Raw genomic sequence first — 18073 nt, forward strand, 5'->3', positions numbered from 1 at the left:
CTGCAGCCATCATAGGCCGCAGGGCCGCCCCCTTGTCAGGGCGCCATCAACGCTGCATCAGCGCTTGTCGCCCACCTTGATGCGGGCGTTGGGAACCTCGCCGAACATCTCGGGCGCATACAGCGCCTCCACCCGCGTGGGCGGCAGCGCGAAGTCGCCGGCATTGTTCAGCCGCACGGTGTACTCCACGCGCGTATTGCCCTTGGGCAGGTACTGGTAGTAGGCGCGGTAGGCCTCGAAGCTGCGCTCCTCATAGGCCAGCCAGCCCGCGCCTTCTGCGCGCTCGCCGCCCGAGGCGATCTCCGAGTCGCGCCCCAGACCGCCGCCCAGGATGGTGGCGCCCGTGGGCACGGGGTCGGTGATGGCCACCCAGGTCATGTCGGTGCGGGCCTGCACCTCCAGCGTGACGCGCAGCACGTCGCCGCGCGAGTACTGGCCTGCGGGCAGGCTCTTGTCGGCCTGCTCCACGGGCTTGACCGTGCGCGTGACGGTGTAGCCGGCGCTGAACGGCGCCTTCAACTGCACGGCCGCCACAGACTGCAGCGTGAGCCAGGGCTTGCCCGTGCCCTGCTGGGTCACCGTCAGCTGGCCCTTGCGGGCCTCGCCCACCGCGCTCCAGGGCAGGAACATGGTGTTGTTGCGCAGGCCGCCGACCACCGTGGTCGCGCCGAAGCTGGACGCCTGGTGCGCCGCGCCCTCGGTGTCGCTGGCGCGCATGCGCGTGACCTGGCTCCACTCCACGCGGGCCTGGGACGCGCCCAAAGCCGCCTGGGTGGCGCCCGTCACGGGCGTGGCCTCGAACTGCTGCGAGAAGCGCTGCAGTGCCAGCGCCCCCCACAGGTTGGCCGTGGTCGTGCCCCAGGCGCCATTGCTCTGGCGCGAGATGAAGCCGTTGGCCAGGCGCGGCAGCTCTTCCTTCCACGTCGGGTCGTCCATGTTGACCAGCATCAGGCGGGCCAGGTTGACCTCGGGGCCCTGCATCAGCCACCACCACTGGTCGTCCTGCTCGTTGCTGAAGGCCACGCGCGTGCCCTGGTAGCTCAGGCGGGCGCGCAGGATCTGCTGGGCCTGGGCCAGCTGCTGTTCGCGCTGGGGCAGCTCGCGCATGTGCTTGAGCAGGGCCACCCAGTCGATGACGGCATGGGTGGGCCAGTCGTTGGGCGCGATGGTGATGCTGTCGAGCATGCGCGGATTGGCGCGGCCCGTCAGCGCCAGCGCCTGGATGGCGGCCAGCTTGCGCATGTCCAGGTCCTTGCGCGGGCTCCAGAAGCTGCGCTGGATGCGGCCTTCGACGAAGGCGATCAGGCCGTTTTCCATGCGCTCGCGCTCGGCCGCCGGCAGCACGAAGCGCTTGTCCACGCCCTGCGCCAGTGCCGAGAGGTTGAGCAGGTGGGCCGTCAGCGTATCGCTGCCGCGGGCCGCACGGCCCGAGCCGTCGCCGGCCAGCGGGAAGTAGCTGGCCAGGCCGTCGCTGTCCAGGTAGCTGGGCAGCTGGCCCATGGTGGACTGCCACAGCGTGGCGTCACTCATGCCCACGGCCTTGCTGGTGACCTGCTCCAGGCAGCTGTAGGGATAGCGCGCCCACCAGTCGCGCACGCCCGGCAGGCCTTCGGCCAGCTTGGGCGCCAGCGACATGCGCAGGCCGCCGCGGCCGGCCAGCGCGTCGGCCGGCAGCTGCACGGGCAGGTTGATGCTGCCATCGACCTGCATCAGCGTGCCCTGCTGCACCGTCAGCGGCACGGCCGGGATGATGCGCTGGCTGACTTTCAGCCTGTCGCTGGCGGGCTTGTCGCCACCTGCGGTGTCACGGGCCTCGATCTCCCAGATCAGCGACTCGGCGCGGGTCTGGCCCAGCTGGGCCGGGGCGGTGACGTTCCAGCCCACCTCGCGCGCCTCGCCCGCGGGAATCTCCACGGTCTGCGCTGCCAGCTCCAGCAGCGTGGCGCGCGGCGTGACCTGCACCTTCATGGCCTTGGCCGAGGTGTTGCGCAGCGTGACCATGGCACGGAACTGGTCCTCCTCGCGCACCAGCGGCGGCAGGCCGCTGATGATCTGCAGGTCCTGGGCCGTGCGGATGGGCGCCTGGCCCGTGCCGAACATCGACACGCCATGGTCGGCCACCGCCACCACCTGGAAGGTGGTCAGCGAGTCGTTGAGCGGCACGCTGACCTGGGCCTTGCCCTGGGCATCGAGCACCACGCTCGGATTCCACAGCAGCAGCGTCTCGAACAGCTCGCGCGTCTGGCTGCGGCCACCGCCGCCGCCAGCGGCCACGGCCTTGCGGCCGTAGTGGCGCCTGCCGATCACCTCCATCTGCGCGGTCGAGGTCTGCACGCCCCACTCGCGGCGGCGCAGCATGGCGTCGGCCAGCTGCCAGCTGGTGTTGGGCATGAGTTCCAGCAGGGCCTGGTCCACGACCGCCAGGGCCACCTCGGCGCCAGCGGCGGGCTTGCCGTCGGGCAGCGTGGCGCTGATGGTGACCTTGGCGGTGCCGCGCACCTGGTAGCTGGCCTGGTCGGCCGTGACCTTGACGTCGATGCGGTGGGCCTTGGTGCCCACGCGGATCTCGGCCATGCCCAGGCGGTAGGCGGGCTTGGACAGATCGACCAGGGCCGTGGGCGCGATGTATTCCTTGCCCTCATGCCAGAAGGCATTCCACCACTCGCGCGGCGCCTTGAAGCCCCAGGTGAAGAAGCTGTACCAGGGCACCTCGCGCAGCCGCCCGCGCAGGGCCAGCACGCTCACGTAGACGTTGGGCCCCCAGTCGGGCTGGACCTTCAGCTCCACGGTGGGGTTCTGGCCATTGAGCTGCATGACCTGGGTGCTGACGATGCCTTCGCGCTCCACGGCGACCAGGGCCGTCGCATAGCGGAAGGGCATGCGCACCTGAAAGCGCGCGGTCTCGCCGGGCTCGTAGCTGCGCTTTTCGGGCAGCACGTCCATGCGGTCATGGTCCTCGCCGCCGAACCACAGCTCGCCCTGGCGCGTGACCCAGACGCTGGAGGCGGCCTGGGCGGGCCGGCCATCCTTGTCGGAGGCGGTGACGATCAGCTCCACCTCGCCGGGCTGCGACAGCTGGGCCTCGCACTGCACCATGCCCTGGGCATCGCTGTTGCCCGTGCACACCGTGCCCATGGATTGGAGCGCGGTCTGGTTGTCGTAGCTGTAAAAGCCCCCCACCAGGCGCTTGCGGCTGCTGGTGGTGACGCGGGAGATGGCCTCGACCTTGACCGGCACGCCGGCCTGGGGCTTGCCGTCCACCCCCAGCGCCAGCGCCTGGAACTGCAGCTTGCGGCCCGTGGTGATCCAGCTTTCGGCACGCACGCCGGCCACGATGGCCGCGGGCCACAGCATCTGCGTGCTGCGCAGGGTCTGCACCTCGCCATTGGGGTCGGCATAGGTGGCCTCGATCAGCAGCTCGCGCGGCTCGCGCAGCTTGGGCAGGTTCTCGATCTTGAGCTTGCCCAGTCCTTCACGGTCCAGCGTCACGGGCAGCTTGTCGGCCACCACCTTGCTGTCCTGGGAGGCCGTGGCCTCCTCGTCATCGCTCTGGCCCGTGTCCTGGGCGCTGCGCGGTGCCGAGAAGCTGAAGCCCTGCCAGTCGCTGCGGTCCATCCAGGTGGAGCGCACCAGGGCGGACACACGCACCGGCAAATTGGCGGCCGGGCCGCCGGAGACGTAGTTCACCTGCACCTGCACCGGCAGGCTGGAGACGCCGACCAGGGCCTGCTTGCCCTCGGGGCCCACACGGCCTTCGAGCACGGGCAGGCGGAATTCCTCGACACGGAAGCTGCCCGTGCCGAAGCGGTTGTTGCGCCCGCGCGAGCCGTTGCCATCGCCGCGCAGCTCCACGGAATACGAGCCGAGCTTGGCGCCCTTGGGCACGGAGAAGCTGTTTTCCGCACTCAGGCCGCCCGTGCCCGTGGAACGCCACTGCAGCGGCTGCGTGTACTGCTGGCCGCTGCCTTCATGGGTGATGACCAGTTGCGTGGGCCGCTGCTCGGGCAGCGCAAAGCCGCCCTGCCCCTGGCCGATGCCGGTCTGGGTGCGCATCAGGTGCTTCATGGACACGGTCTCGCCGGCGCGCAGCAGCGTGCGGTCGAAGATGGTGTGGGCCACCTCGTCGCGCTGTGCGCTGCGGCTGGTGGGCACGTTGAAGCGCCAGGACTCGATGCCGCGCTGCCAGTCGCTCCAGGTGAAGGCCAGCTCCTGCTGGCCGTCCTTGCCCTGGGCGCGTGCGCTGACGAAGTAGGCCGGCGAGCGGTAGCCGACACCGCCCGTGCACTGGGGCGGCTCGGGCGACAGGCCGTCCAGGCGCGCCACGCCACTGGCGTCGGTGGTGGCCGAGGTCAGCACCTTGCCATTGCAGTCGGAGACCTGGACCCTGGCATTGGCCACGGCCTGGCCCTTGTCCAGCGTGGTCACCCAGGCGGCCGCGTTCTCGCGGCCGAGCTTGAAGTGCACGGACAGGTTGGTCACCAGGGCCGAGGTGCGCACATACATGCTGCGCGCCGAGCCGTAGCGCTCATCGAGCAGCGACTGCCCCAGCAGCGGCGAGGCGATCTCGACCACGTGAAAGCCCGGCGTGAGCGGAATGCCCACCACCTCGAAGGGGCGCGGATCGCCCTTGACGGGCTTGGGCAGCTCCAGCGTCTTGACATCGCCCTGGCCGGCCAGCAGCGACAGCATGCGCGTCTGCACATAGTCGCGGTTTTCGTTGTCGATCACGGGCGGCAGCGGGCCCTTGATGTCGCGCGAGGCGCGCTTGCGGTCCATGTCGGAGGACTCGTAGTCCGCCACGCGGCGCATCCAGGCGATGATCTCGGCATCGCTGCCGGGCTGCTTGGTGCTCACGCGGCTGGCATCCAGGGACCTGGTGGCCAGCTCGGACTCCACATTGCGCAGCGTCACGGGCAGCAGGGCCGGGCCGTCCGGGCCTTCGGCATAGCGCTCGACGATGCCGAAGGGCGAGGCCGCGAACTTGGCCAGCGGCGGCAGCGCGCCCGTGGCCACCTGCAGCGGGAACATGTCGGCATTGCTCAGGCTGCGGCCTGCCGCGTCCTTGAACTGCGGAGGCAGCTCCACCGTGTAGCGCGCCTGGGCCTGCATGGTGGCCGGGAAGCTCAGGTTCTGCACCAGCGAATCCTCGCTGAGCTTTTCGCCGTATTCGCTGTCGATCACGGGCGCCACCTTGGAGGCGCCGCTGCTCAGGCGAATGCCCTCGGCCAGCTTGCGCGGCACGGGGGCGTTGAAGCGCAGGCGCATGGGACGGATCGGCAGGCAGGCGGCCTGGGCGTTCTCGCGCTCGCAGCTGAACTCGGCGGCGAAGGGCTCGCGCACGCGGTACTCGAAGCGCTTGTCCTGGCGGCTGGCCACGCCGTTGGGCGTGGCAATGCCGGCGCCGAAGACCAGCTTCATGGTCGTGCCCGCCGTCAGGCGGCGGTTGCAGGCCAGCGTGGCGTACTGCAGCGGGTTCTTGGCAGCGGCCTTGTCCCAGCCGCGGTGCTTGAGCAGCTCGTCGCGCTCCTTGCCTTCGATCAGGCGCACGGGAATGCGCTCGCCCACGCCTTCGGCCGTGCACCACATGTGCTGCTGCAGGCTTTGCACGGTGGCCGGGCCCGACAGGCGCAGCGCGAAGTACTGCTCCTCGTCGATCTGTTCATAGGTGTCGGGTGCCATGTCCAGCACGGCCGGGCCGCCGGTCTGGAACTGGTAGCTGGCAGCGCCCGTCACGGCCGTGCCCGCAGGCGACTTGTAGCCGGCCACGAGCTGGGCCGTGCAGCGCACGCCGGGCGGCAGGGCCTGCTTGAAGTCGAACACCCATTCGCGGTCGCTGTTCCAGCGGCCCGTGCCCTGGGTAGCCGCCGCATCGCTGCAGCTGAGCGTGACCGGCGCGGCCGCCTTGGGGTCGCCAAAGCGCACGGCCGTGCCATCGAACTGCACCACCACCTGCTCGACCTTGGCCACCTCTCCCTGCGGGCTGAACTGGCGCACGCCCACGGCCTGCGCCGCCAGCGCCGCCGATCCCAGCAGCAGGCCCAAACCCCACCGGCCCCAGGGCCGGCCGTGCGCCGGCGGACTCTGGAACCCCTTGATCGCTGTCGTGCGAAGCACCCCCATGGCAATCCCTTCTGTCGGGCTCAGATGGCCCGGTGTTTTCTTGGAATGAGCAGGCTTTCAGCGCTGCGGCGCGCGCCGTGCACGGTGCACAGGCTGCAAATGAAAAGCCCTGCGCTGCGGCAGGGCTCGGCGGCAAGGGCTGCAACGAGGCAGATGCCCGCCGCCCGCATGCGCCGAATGCAGGGCCGCATCCGCTGCGGCTGAAAACCACTGCGCGGGATGATACCGGGCCGCATCCGCTGCAGGCCCCGCTGCAGGTGCCCGGAACCGGGTCTGCGGTGTATCCATCTGTAAGACATCGGCGCACAAGGGCGTCATATATGTCTGATCACAAGGATTCGCGCCACCCACTGCACCGTCAGCTCCGGCGATGGCCGTACCAAAACACAGCGCTTGCCGGTTGCGGAGGCTGTCGCCCCGCAGTCCGCCTGTCTTACTGCGGCTGGAAGCCGCTGGTCTGGATGATGCGTTTCCAGACCTGGGTATAGGCCTGCTCGCGCTCGGCCAGTTGCGCGGGCGGCATGTGGCCCACGGTCAGGCCCAGGGCGGTGAGCTGCTCGTGCACATCGGGCTGTTTGAGCACGGTGGCCACGGCGGCGGAGAAGCGGTCGATGAAGGCCTGGGGCGTGCCGCGCGGCGCGTAGATGCCGTAGTAGGGCGTGTCCTCGAAGCCCTTGACGCCCTGCTCGGCCAGCGTGGGCACTTCGGGCATGGTGGCCTGGCGGCGCGTGCCCAGCACGCCGATCACGCGCAGCTTGCCGGCCTTGTGGTTTTCCATGAAGTCCTGCACCGAGGCGATGCCGGCCGGGATCTGGTTGCCCAGCATGTCGGCCAGCATGGGCGCGCTGCCCCGGTAGGGCGCGGCCACCAGGTCCAGCCTGTAGTGCTCGCCCAGCAGCCTGACCAGGAATTCCGGCGTGGACGCGGGCGCGGGAATGCCGATGCTGCCGCGCTTTGCGCCCTGGCGCACCCACTCCACATACTCGGCGAGGTTGCGCGCCGGTGTGTTGGCGGAGACCGCCAGCGCGTTCACGAAGGTGGCAAAGCCGGCCACGGGAACGAAGTCATGGGCCGGGTCGAAGCCCGGCTTCTTCACCACCTGGGGCAGGATGGAGATGGTGTGGTCATGCGTGAGGAACAGCGTGTGGCCATCGGCCGCAGCCGCCTTGAGCTGCTGCGCCGCGATCTGCCCGCCCGCGCCGGGGCGGTTGTCCACCAGCACCGTGGTGCCCAGCACGTCCTTGAGCCGGTCGGCCAGCAGGCGTGCGATGGCATCGGTGCCGCCGCCCGGCGGAAAGCCCACGAGGATGCGAATGGCCTGCCCCGGCTGGGCCCAGGCCAGCGGAGCCAGGGCGGACGAGGCGGCAACGGCGGTCACTGCGCCGGCGGCGCGCAGCGCCCCCGTCAGCAGTTGGCGGCGGGAGGATGTCATGGCGTGGCTCCGGCGAACGGGGGGATCAGCCCAGGCGTGCGTTCAGGCGTGCATTCAAGCGCGCCTGGTGGCCTGCGAGCTGCTTGCGCACCTGGGCCGGCGCCGTGCCGCCCAGGGTGTTGCGCGCATTGAGCGAGCCTTCCAGGCTGAGCGCCTCGAAGACGTCGGCCTCGATGCCGGGATTGAAGGCCTGCAGTTCGGCCAGCGGCAGCTCGGTCAGGTCCACGCCCTTTTGCGAGGCCAGCTTGACGGCATGGGCCACGGTCTCGTGCGCGTCGCGGAAGGGCAGGCCCTTCTTGACCAGGTAGTCGGCCAGGTCGGTGGCCGTGGCGTAGCCCTTGAGCGCGGCGGCGCGCATGGCTTCGGCGTTGACGGTGATGCCGCCCTTCTTGCCGCCCGTGGCCGGGTCGGCCTGGCCGCCGATCATCTCGGCGAAGATGCGCAGCGTATCCTTCAGGGTGTCCACCGTGTCGAACAGCGGCTCCTTGTCTTCCTGGTTGTCCTTGTTGTAGGCCAGGGGCTGGCCCTTCATCAGGGTGATCAGGCCCATCAGGTGGCCGACCACGCGGCCGGTCTTGCCGCGTGCCAGCTCGGGCACGTCGGGGTTCTTCTTCTGCGGCATGATCGACGAGCCCGTGGTGAAGCGGTCGGCGATGCGGATGAAGCCGAAGTTCTGGCTCATCCAGATGATCAGCTCTTCGGACAGGCGGCTCACGTGCACCATGCACAGGCTGGCGGCCGAGGTGAATTCGATGGCGAAGTCGCGGTCGCTGACGCCGTCCAGCGAGTTCTGGCAGACGCCTTCCATGCCCAGCGTGCGGGCCACGCGCTCGCGGTCCAGCGGGTAGGTGGTGCCGGCCAGGGCGGCGCTGCCCAGCGGCAGCACGTTGACGCGGCGGCGCAGGTCCAGCATGCGCTCGGCGTCGCGCTTGAACATTTCCACATAGGCCAGCAGGTGGTGGGCAAAGCTCACGGGCTGGGCCACCTGCAGGTGGGTGAAGCCGGGCAGGATCACGTCCACGTTCTTCTCGGCCACTTCGACCAGGGACAGCTGCAGCTCGCCCAGCAGGCCTTCGATGAGGTCGATCTCGCCGCGCAGCCACAGGCGCACGTCGGTGGCCACCTGGTCGTTGCGGCTGCGGCCCGTGTGCAGGCGCTTGCCGGCGTCGCCCACCAGCTGGGTCAGGCGGGCCTCGATGTTCAGGTGCACGTCTTCCAGGTCGAGCTTCCACTCGAACTGGCCGGATTCGATCTCCTGCGTGATCTGCGCCATGCCCTTGCGGATGGCTTCATGGTCGGCGGCGGCGATGATGCCCTGGGCCGCCAGCATCTCGGCATGCGCCAGGCTGCCCGTGATGTCGGCCTGCCACAGGCGCTTGTCGAAGAACACGCTGGAGGTATAGCGCTTGACCAGATCGCTCATCGGCTCTTCGAAGAGAGCGGACCAGGCCTGGGCCTTGGTATCGAGCTGGTTGTGCGAGGCGGACGTTGGTTGATTGGCAGACATGTGAGGACGCGATCTTCGATGGGGCTGTGCAGGCAGCGCAGGCGGCGGGCGGCATCGCCCCCCGGCGCAGGCAGGAAGCGAAGATTCTATCGACCTGGGCGGCGCCACGCCCGTGCAGGGGCCTACACGGGCCTGCATGGGCCTGCATGGGCGGTGTGACCGCTGTGCAGGCCCGCCCGGCATGACCATAATCCGGGCATGCGGCGCGAACCCCACCCGCCGAAACACTACCTGCCGCCCCTTGCCGACCCAGCCAACCCCCACCACTGCCCCCCCGCCCCTGCCCGCGGCGCTGGTCTTTGACGCCTGCAACGTAGGCGTGGTGCTGCGCGCCGTGCTGTTTGTGCAGGCCGTGGTGGCAACGGCCTCGATGTTCGGCGCCGACTCGCCCCTGCAGTGGCTGCAGGGCATGGCCCTGCTGACCGGCGCCTGCCTGCCCGGCACGCTGGTCTGGCTGGTGGCCGCCTGCCTGCTCAAGCACCCGCTGCAGCGGCTGCCCGCCTCCGGCCAGTACGCGGCCGGCGTGCTGCTGGGCATGGCGGCCGGGCTGTATGCCTGCGCCATGCTGCACCTGGCTGGCGGCACCAGCGCCCCCTGGCTGGCCAGCGCCGTGTCCGGCGGACTGCTGGCAGCCCTGCTGGTCGCAGCCCTGGTGCTGCGCGCACGCGGCCACGCACCCGCCGACACGCAGGCGCGGCTGGCCGAGCTGCAGTCGCGCATACGCCCGCATTTCCTGTTCAACACGCTCAACAGCGCCATCGCCCTGGTGCGCGCCGAGCCCGCCAAGGCCGAGGCCCTGCTGGAGGACCTCAGCGACCTGTTCCGCTATGCGCTGGCCGAGCCGCACAGCACGACCACGCTGGCCGAGGAGATCGAGCTGGCCCAGCGCTACCTGGCCATCGAGCAGGTGCGCTTTGGCGAACGGCTGCAGGTGCGCTGGCAACTGGACCCTGCCGCCCACGGCGCCCTGCTGCCGCCGCTGCTGCTGCAGCCGCTGGTGGAAAACGCCATACGCCATGGCGTGGAGCCCAGCGCACGCGGCGGCAAGCTGCAGGTGCGCACCGAGCGCCGTGGCGATCTGGTGGAGGTGCGCATCACCAACACCCTGCCCTCCGAGATCGATTCCGCCAGCGCAGCCGGCACGCGCGGCAACGGCATTGCGCTGGCCAATGTGCGCGCCCGGCTGTCGCTGCTGCACGACCTGCAGGCCCACCTCACGGCGCGCACGCTCAACGGGCATTTCGTGGTGCGCATCAGCCTGCCGCTGGCACCGCCTGCCAGCCAACCCACGAAGGCTTTATCGAAGAAGAAGCACCATGCACATCCTGATCGTTGACGACGAAGCCCTGGCCCGCGCGCGGCTGCGCACCCTGCTGGCCGACGTGCAGGCATGCACGGGCAGCGGCCCGCACCAGGTCAGCGAGGCGGCGGACGCCCGCCAGGCCATGGCCGTGCTGCAGGCGCCGGGCCCGCGCCCCGTGGAGCTGGCACTGCTGGACATCCACATGCCCGGCCAGGACGGCCTGGCCCTGGCCCATATGCTGCGCCGCCTGCCGCTGCCGCCTGCCGTGGTCTTCGTCACCGCCCATGCCGGCCACGCGGTCGAGGCCTTCGACCTGGATGCTGCCGACTACCTGACCAAGCCCGTGCGCCGCGAACGCCTGCAGCAGGCCCTGGCCAAGGCCGCGCGCACGGCAGCGCACCAGACGGCCGAACGCGACGGCGGCCCCGTGCTGCTGATACAGGACCGGGGCGCCACCGTGCGCCTGCCCCTGTCGGAGGTGCTCTATCTCAAGGCCGAACAGAAATACGTGACCGTGCGCACCGTGGGCCGCAGCTACATCCTCGACGGTGCACTGGCCGACCTGGAGGCCCGCCACGCCGACCACCTGCTGCGCGTGCACCGCAACGCCCTCGTGGCACGCAGCGCCCTGCGCAGCCTGGAGCGCCACGACGACCCCACCGAAGGCGAAGGCTGGGCCCTGCGCCTGCACGGCATCCCCGAACTGCTCATGGTCTCGCGCCGCCAGCTCCCCCAGGTCCGCGCCGCCATCCGCGACGAAGGACAGCCCGGCTGAGGCGCAGGGCTCAAGGAGCCAGGCCCAAGACAGCCCCCCGCGTCAGAAAGCACGCCCGCAACACAAGCATGGCCCAACGCGAGGGACACCGAGCAAGGGCCGCCCCGCAGCGAGGGTGTCGTCCCCCTCGGGGGGAAGGCGCGCAGCGCCTCAGGGGGCTACATTTTTCTAGACAGATCCCACATCGCATCCACCAGCAGATCGATGTCCCGCGCGTCATGCCACAGGTGCGTGGACACGCGCACGCCGTAGTGGTCTGCCGCCGCGCCGATCACGGGGAAGTTGGAGTTGCGGATCACGAAGCCCTGCGGATAGTCGCTGAGCATGCGCGCCACGAAGGTCGAGGACTTGGTCCCGTTCATCACGTCGTCCTTGTTCTGGAACGGGTTGAAGCAGGTCAGCGCCGACAGCAGCTTGGGATCGTCCTTGGGCGAGTACAGCGAGTCCACGCCCCAGCGCTCGACGATCTTTTCCTTGAGGTAGGACGACAGCGTCAGGTCATAGGTCTCGATCTTCTTGCGGCCGATGCTGTCCCACTGCGCGCAGGCCTGGGCCAGCGCCATGAACATGGGCGTGTGCACGCTGCCGCAGGAAGTGACCGAGGCGGCGATGTCGTAGGTCTCCTTGGCCGTGGTCGTGCGCTCCAGCGCCGGATAGGCGCTGGTGTGCACCGGGTACCACTTGGGCAGGGGCAGCGGGTTGGAGGCGCGGATCTTGTTGCGGATGATGAGGATGCCCGTGGAGCCCGGGCCGCACTGCCACTTGTGGCCCGCGCCCGACATGAAGTCCATGCCCAGCTCCGCATAGTTGTAGGCCATCATGCCCGGCAGGTGGGCGCCGTCCACGATGCTGATCAGGCCGTGCGCCTTGACCACGCCCATCAGGTCGGCAATGGGCAGCATGGTGCCGGTCTTGTAGGTGGGAGAGGACCACATCATGGCGCGCACGCGCTTGCCCTGGGCCTTGAGCGCGCGGATGCGCTCGTCGAACAGGTTCACGTAGGTGGCGGCCGTCTGGTTGTTGCCCACGGGCAGCGCAATGCGCGAGACCTCGATGCCGTAGCGGTCCTGGGCGATCTTCAGCGGCGTGTCGCCGCCGCCGTGCTCGTGGTTGGTGGTCACCACCACGTCGCCACGCTGCCAGTCGATGCCCAGGATGGCGTGGCACATGCCCGAGGAGGTGTTGGCCGAGAAGGCCAGCTCGTCGGCATCCACGCCAAAGCCCGGCGCCACCTGCTTGCGCAGGTCCAGCAGGTTGCTGTAGCCGTTGCCCGAGTCGGCGGCCTTCTTGCGGTTTTCGGTATCGAACACATCGAGCACCAGCTTGGGCATGGAGCCCGCCGTGCCGATGTTCATGTAGGTCTTCTCGGGCTTGAGGATGAACATGCTCTGCACGTCGGTCCAGAAGGCCTCGTCACGCATGAGCTGCTCGCGCAGCGCAGCGGCCGAGGTCTGGGCATTGCCGCTGCCGCAGGCAGCCAGCAGTGGGCCCAGCGTGGCTGCGCCGGTGCCGTAGCCCAGCATGCGCAGGAAGTCGCGGCGCTTGGAAGTCCAGCGCGCGGGATAGCCGGATTCGCCGGCGGCCGCAGTGGCGGTCAGGGATGTGGCCTGCTCGGCCGCGATCTGGGGGTGTCGTGCGTTCATGCGGTCCTCCTGTCGTTGCGCAAGCGGTCAGCGGCGGCCGACGATGGCCGAGATTTCGATCTTCACATCGCGCGGCAGGCGCGCCACCTCCACCGTGGCCCGAGCGGGGGCGCCGGTCTTGAAGTACTCGCCATAGACCTTGTTCATGGCGGCGAACTCGTTGAGGTCCTTCATGAAGACCGAGGTGGACAGCACATCCTCATAGCCCAGTCCCTGGGACTTGAGCTTGGCGCCGATGTGGTCCAGCACGGCGCGCGTCTGCTCCTCGATGGTCGTGCCCTGGATGGCCGTGCCCTGCGCGTTCAGCGGCAGCACGCCCGAGAAGTAGATCGTGTTGCCATGCGCCACCATCTGCGAATACGGGCCGATGGCCGGATAGATCTGCGTGGTGGACAGCACCTCGCGCTTGTGGGGCGCGGCGCAGCCCGCCAGCGTCGCTACCGCCGCCGCCACACCGCATGCCAGCGCCACGCGCCGCAGGTTCGATCGAATATCCATGGTATTGCCTTTCTGAAACAAGAATACAAACTGCCACTGCCGTGCCGCGCATTACTGCAACGGCGCCCCGGAAACACTTCGTCACCATTTAATTGGGTCATCGAAGGCGACATGAATCATTGACACAAAATGATTCGAATCAGTGATTTCACGGAGAAATTCTAGGCAGGGATCTGGAGCATTCGATAATGAATTTTCCCCTACGCACCACTACGCAGGACCGCTTGCGCAGTGCTACGCAGCAGGATAACTCTCTTCTGAAACAACGGCTTGGCACGGAACCTGCTCAACCGTAGCCAGGCATGTCAGACAGATGAGGGACGGCGCACCACAATACGGCAAAACCATTATTCAAGACCCCAAAAAGGGGACAACGCACCAAGAAAATGCATATCGGATTCCCTATGTCAATGGGATATTCTTTCGTGCGCGAAATATATTATCCATGGCATTTTCCTTGGGATATTCAAATTCCTTTTCCTGCGCGCGTGGATATGCAGCGCGCACAGGCTATTGGCAGATACGACGCCCGCCATTCAAGGTCCGCTGCCGGGCCCCGGCGCCATGCGCGCAAGCCCTGTTGACAAGGTCCGTGCACTGGGCGGAAAAGATCGTCGGTGCACCCCACACAGGCTCCCATGCAACTTCCGCTGAAACTTGCGCTTCTGTCGATTGCCGCCATCGCGCTGGCCCTGAGCCTGGTCGCGGTGACCGTGCAACACCAGACACTGGAGCTGGCCCGCCAGGAACGAGAGCTGGTCGAGACCGCCTACCTGCACAGCAAGGAGACCGAGCTGCGGCACTACGTGCAGCTGGCGACCACGGCGCTGGCGCGCATCCAGTCCAGCGGCGAGGAGCCATCCGTGCAGCGGCGCCAGGCGCTGGATACGCTGGCGCGCATGCAGTTCGGCGAGGACGGCTACTTCTTTGTCTACGACGAACACGGCAACGTGCTGCTGGATGCGCGGCAGATGGGCCTGTCGGGCGTGGACCTGTGCGATCCCAACAGCCCGGGCGGCGCAGGGCCCGCCAGGATCATCCTGGATGCCGCGCGCAGCGGCGGCGGCCTGGTGCGCTACCAGTGGCAAAAGCCGTCCTCGCTGCGTACCGAGGCCAAGCTCGCCTACGTGGCCACGGTCCCCGAATGGGGCTGGTCGCTGGGCACGGGCCTGTACCTGGACGATGTGGAGCAGGCGCTGCGCCAGATCGACGAAAGCGCCCAGGCCAATATCGCGGCCACGCGCTGGCGCATCTTCGGCATTGCGGCGCTGTGCATCGTGCTCATCGGCGTGGCGGGGCTGGCGTTCAATCTCAGCGACCACCGCGTGTCCAGCACCAAGCTGCAGCGCCTGGCCCAGCGCGTGGTGCATTCGCAGGAGGAAGAACGCACGCGCGTGGCGCGCGACCTGCATGACGGCGTGGTCCAGGTGCTGGTCTCGTCCAAGTTCCTGCTGGAGACGGCCCAGGCCCAGCTCAGGCGCCTGGCCGCACAGGACCCGGCCACGGCCCAGCGCATGGTGGACCAGGGACTGGAGCAGCTCAACCACGCGCTGGTGGAGATACGGCGCGTCTCCCACGGCCTGCGCCCCGCCTTGCTGGACGACCTGGGCCTGGCCCCGGCCCTGGCACTGATGAGCCAGCAGATGCAGGCCGAGGACGGCCTGCGCATGCAGTTCGGCTGCCGGGGCGAGACCCGCTTTCTGCCGCCCAGCCACGCCACGGCCCTGTTCCGCGTGGCCCAGGAGGCCGTGACGAATGCGCAAAACCATGCGCAGGCCACGCGCATCGACGTCAGCCTGCACTTTCAGCGCCGCCGCGTGGTGCTGCAGGTCAGCGACGACGGCCAGGGCTTCGACATGCGCCGCGTGCAGCGCGACCGCCAGGGCGGCATCGGCCTGCGCAACATGCGCGAGCGCATCGAGGGCCTGGGCGGCCATCTGAGCATCAGCTCGGGCGCCCGGGGCACCCGGCTGGTCGCCGTGCTCTACCGCAGCGGCGGCATGCCGCTGTCTCCCTCACCGGAATTCGAACTCCCACAGGCCGCTGCATGAACCCCATGATCCGCATCCTCCTGGTGGACGACCACCCTCTTGTGCGCGACGGCGTGTCCATGCGCCTGCAGGCCACCGACCATATCCGTGTCGTGGGCGAGGCCGCCAGCGTGGACCAGGCCGTGCCGCTGGCGCGCGAGCTGTCGCCCGACCTGGTGGTGACCGACATCCGCATGCCGGGCGCCAGCGGCATCGACCTGGCCGCGCTGTTCCGCGATCAGTTCCCCCTGGTGCGCGTGCTGGTGCTGTCCATGCACGAGGACCCCGAGTACGTGCGGCGCGCCGTGGCACTGGGCGCACGCGGCTATGTGCTCAAGGATGCGCCGGCGCAGCAGCTCATCGAGGCCATAGACCGGGTCTACGCGGGCGGCCTGTACTTCAGCCCCGGCCTGCAGCCCGTGGTCGAGGACGACGGCGCCGGTGCCGGCCCCCGGCGCGCCCTCACGCCGCGCGAGGCCAGCGTGCTGCAGTGGATCTCGGAGGGCCGCTCCAACAAGGAGATTGCGGCACTGATGGGCACCTCGGTGCGCACCGTGGAAACCCACCGGCTGCACCTGCGCCGCAAGCTGCGCATCGACGGCCATGCGGCCTTCATCAAGTACGCCGTGGACTATGCCGACCTGCTGGGCAGCACGCCCGTGCAGGCCGGTGCGGGATAGCCTGAAACGCCGCCCGCTCAGTGCGCGTGCGCCGCGCGGCTGACCACGGTGACCAGCACGATGCCCAGCATCAGCCAGCCCACCTGGGCCACGGTCTCACGCGCGCTCAGGCGCTTTTGCAGCTGGGGAATCAGGTCGGCCAGCGCCACGTAGATGAAGCTGCTGGAGGCCACGGCCAGGAAGTACGGCAGCAGCTCCTGCAGCTGGCCGACCAGGAAATAGCCGCCAATGCCGCCCAGCGTGGTCACGGCCCCGGCCATGGACACCTTGATCAGGGCCACGCGCCGGTTGGAGCTGGACTGGCGCAGCACCACGATGTCGCCCATGTGGTGCGGCACCTCGTGGGCCAGCACCGACACCGCCGCGATCAGCCCCAGGCGCATGTCGGCCATGAAGGCGGAGGCGATCAGCACGCCATCGCCGAAGCAGTGCACGCTGTCGCCGGTCAGCACCGCCCAGCCGCCGTGGCGGTGGCCATGATGGTGGCCATGGGAATGGTCATGGGCGTGGCCCTGGTGATCGTGATGCTCGTGGTGATCGTGCTCATGGGCCGGCGGCGCGCCGTGCTCATGCCCGTGGTGCCACAGCTCGGCCTTGGACAGCAGGAAAAAGAACACCAGGCCCACCAGCAGCGTGACGAACAGGTCGTGCGCGCCGGCCTCGCTCTCGAAGGCTTCGGGCAAGAGGTGCATGAAGGCCGTGGCCAGCAGCGCGCCCGCCGCCAGGCTCAACAGCCGCTGCGGCATCATGCCCGGCGAGCGGTTGCCTCCCAGCCCCATCAACAACGCGGCCACCCAGACGCTGCCAATACCGGCGGCCAGGGTGGCCAGAATGATTGCTACCAATGTCATAGCGATTTGTGCTTCAACCGTATGCCCTTGCAGGCGAAACCCGCGAATTCTCGCAGAAAGACCGGCCCCATCGCAGCCGTGGCCTGCGATCCCATGAAGGAAGCAGGCCACGGTGTCGGGTGCCCTCGGTTTCAGCCTACAGAAGCTGTCAAGCCCCCCCTGCGCGAATAAAGTTGAAAGCTAGTCAGCAATACCTTAAAAACTGGCGCGTCCTCACACCAGGGACACCGAGGAAGGGCCGCCCCGCACCGAGGGTGTCGTCCCCCTCCCGCGAAGCGAGAGAGGGGGAAGCGGCGCAGCCGCTCAGGGGGTCACCCCATGCTTATTGAACCAGGCCAGCATTTTTTGCCAACCGTCGCGCGCAGCCTGCTCGCGGTAGCTGGGCCGGTAGTCGGCATGGAAGGCGTGTGGCGCCTCCGGGTAGATCACGAACTCCGAGGCCTTGGCCGCTGCCGAGCCCTGCTTGAGCGCCTCGCGCATGCGCTCCACGGATTCCAGCGGAATGCCCGTGTCCTGCCCGCCATACAGGCCCAGCACCGGCGCCTTGAGGCTGGAGACCAGCTCCAGAGGATGGCGTGGCTGCAGCGCGGTCTTGGCGCCTTCCAGCCGGCCGTACCAGGCCACGCCGGCCTTGACCGGGCCATGGGCCGCATACAGCCAGGTGATGCGCCCGCCCCAGCAAAAGCCCGTGATGGCCAAGCGCGCCGTATCGCCGCCCTGCGTGCCCGCCCATTGCACGGCGCCGTCCAGGTCGGCCATGACCTGTTCGTCGGGCACCTTGGAGACCAGCTCGCTCATGAGCTTGGCGATCTCGATATAGGTCTTGGGATCGCCCTGGCGCGCATACAGATCGGGGGCGATGGCCAGGTAGCCGGCACGCGCCAGGCGGCGGCAGGTGTCGGCAATGTATTCGTGCACGCCGAAGATCTCGGAGATCACCAGCACCACGGGCACATTCTTCTTGCCGGCGGGCGCGGCGCGGTAGGCCGGCACCTTGAAGCCGTTCACGGTGAAATGCACCTCGCCGGCCGTCAGGCCGTCGGCCGGCGTGGAGATGGCGGTCTGCGCCATCAGCGGCGTGGCCGCTGCGGCATAGCCCAGGCCCAGGGCCGTCTGCAATGCCAGGCGCCGCGTGGGCCCCTCTTCGCTGCTGCGCCCCGGAACCAGGGCCTTCAGGTCTTGCTGCTGATCGTCACGCATGCATCTCTCCTTGGTGGTGGTTGAGAACCGGCCA

11 protein-coding genes are annotated in these 18073 nt (G+C 68.8%); 4 read left to right on the forward strand and 7 right to left on the reverse strand.

The features are described from left to right. Nucleotides 1-57: 57 nt before the first annotated feature. The 3 genes from ACF8ML_RS02310 to argH form a co-directional block, all read right to left on the reverse strand. Entirely contained in the window at nt 58-6120 is a 6063-nt protein-coding gene (locus tag ACF8ML_RS02310; protein WP_392406186.1) for an alpha-2-macroglobulin, read from the reverse strand. Between the two features lie 433 nt (nt 6121-6553). Next, entirely contained in the window at nt 6554-7552 is a 999-nt protein-coding gene (locus ACF8ML_RS02315; RefSeq protein ID WP_016445812.1) for a Bug family tripartite tricarboxylate transporter substrate binding protein, read from the reverse strand. A gap of 25 nt (nt 7553-7577) precedes the next feature. After that, nucleotides 7578-9059, reverse strand: coding sequence for an argininosuccinate lyase (gene argH / locus ACF8ML_RS02320; RefSeq protein ID WP_016445811.1), 1482 nt, complete (start codon nt 9057-9059; stop codon nt 7578-7580). Between the two features lie 181 nt (nt 9060-9240). Between argH and ACF8ML_RS02325 the strand changes: the two genes are divergently transcribed. Both ACF8ML_RS02325 and ACF8ML_RS02330 read left to right on the forward strand, forming a co-directional pair. After that, nucleotides 9241-10395, forward strand: a complete 1155-nt coding sequence (locus tag ACF8ML_RS02325) for a sensor histidine kinase (protein WP_026062438.1) — start codon at nt 9241-9243, stop codon at nt 10393-10395. Beyond that, a complete protein-coding gene (locus ACF8ML_RS02330) occupies nt 10376-11137 on the forward strand; it encodes a LytTR family DNA-binding domain-containing protein (RefSeq protein WP_047326600.1) in 762 nt (253 codons plus the stop codon). The genes ACF8ML_RS02325 and ACF8ML_RS02330 overlap by 20 nt, the downstream gene beginning before the upstream one ends. 158 nt (nt 11138-11295) lie before the next feature. Here ACF8ML_RS02330 and ACF8ML_RS02335 read toward each other — a convergent pair whose 3' ends face one another. Next, a complete protein-coding gene (locus ACF8ML_RS02335) occupies nt 11296-12780 on the reverse strand; it encodes an aminotransferase class V-fold PLP-dependent enzyme (RefSeq protein ID WP_016445808.1) in 1485 nt (494 codons plus the stop codon). A gap of 27 nt (nt 12781-12807) precedes the next feature. Next, a complete protein-coding gene (locus ACF8ML_RS02340; RefSeq protein ID WP_016445807.1) occupies nt 12808-13278 on the reverse strand; it encodes a Rid family detoxifying hydrolase in 471 nt (156 codons plus the stop codon). 638 nt (nt 13279-13916) lie between these two features. Here ACF8ML_RS02340 and ACF8ML_RS02345 point away from each other — a divergent pair. Continuing rightward, nucleotides 13917-15329, forward strand: coding sequence for a cache domain-containing protein (locus tag ACF8ML_RS02345; RefSeq protein ID WP_392406188.1), 1413 nt, complete (start codon nt 13917-13919; stop codon nt 15327-15329). After that, nucleotides 15326-15988 (forward strand): response regulator transcription factor, encoded by a 663-nt coding sequence (locus tag ACF8ML_RS02350; RefSeq protein WP_034366318.1) that lies wholly within the window; start codon nt 15326-15328, stop codon nt 15986-15988. Before ACF8ML_RS02345 ends, ACF8ML_RS02350 begins: the two co-directional genes overlap by 4 nt. Before the next feature lie 17 nt (nt 15989-16005). On the opposite strand, the gene ACF8ML_RS02355 is transcribed toward ACF8ML_RS02350, so the two are convergent. Next, entirely contained in the window at nt 16006-16839 is an 834-nt protein-coding gene (locus tag ACF8ML_RS02355) for a ZIP family metal transporter (RefSeq protein ID WP_016445804.1), read from the reverse strand. A gap of 303 nt (nt 16840-17142) precedes the next feature. Then, entirely contained in the window at nt 17143-18039 is an 897-nt protein-coding gene (locus ACF8ML_RS02360; protein WP_392406189.1) for a dienelactone hydrolase family protein, read from the reverse strand. Nucleotides 18040-18073: the final 34 nt, after the last annotated feature.

Origin of the sequence: Delftia sp. WSY_10, assembly GCF_043104705.1 — a bacterium.
In the GTDB taxonomy this organism is placed as follows: Bacteria; Pseudomonadota; Gammaproteobacteria; order Burkholderiales; family Burkholderiaceae_C; genus Comamonas; species Comamonas tsuruhatensis.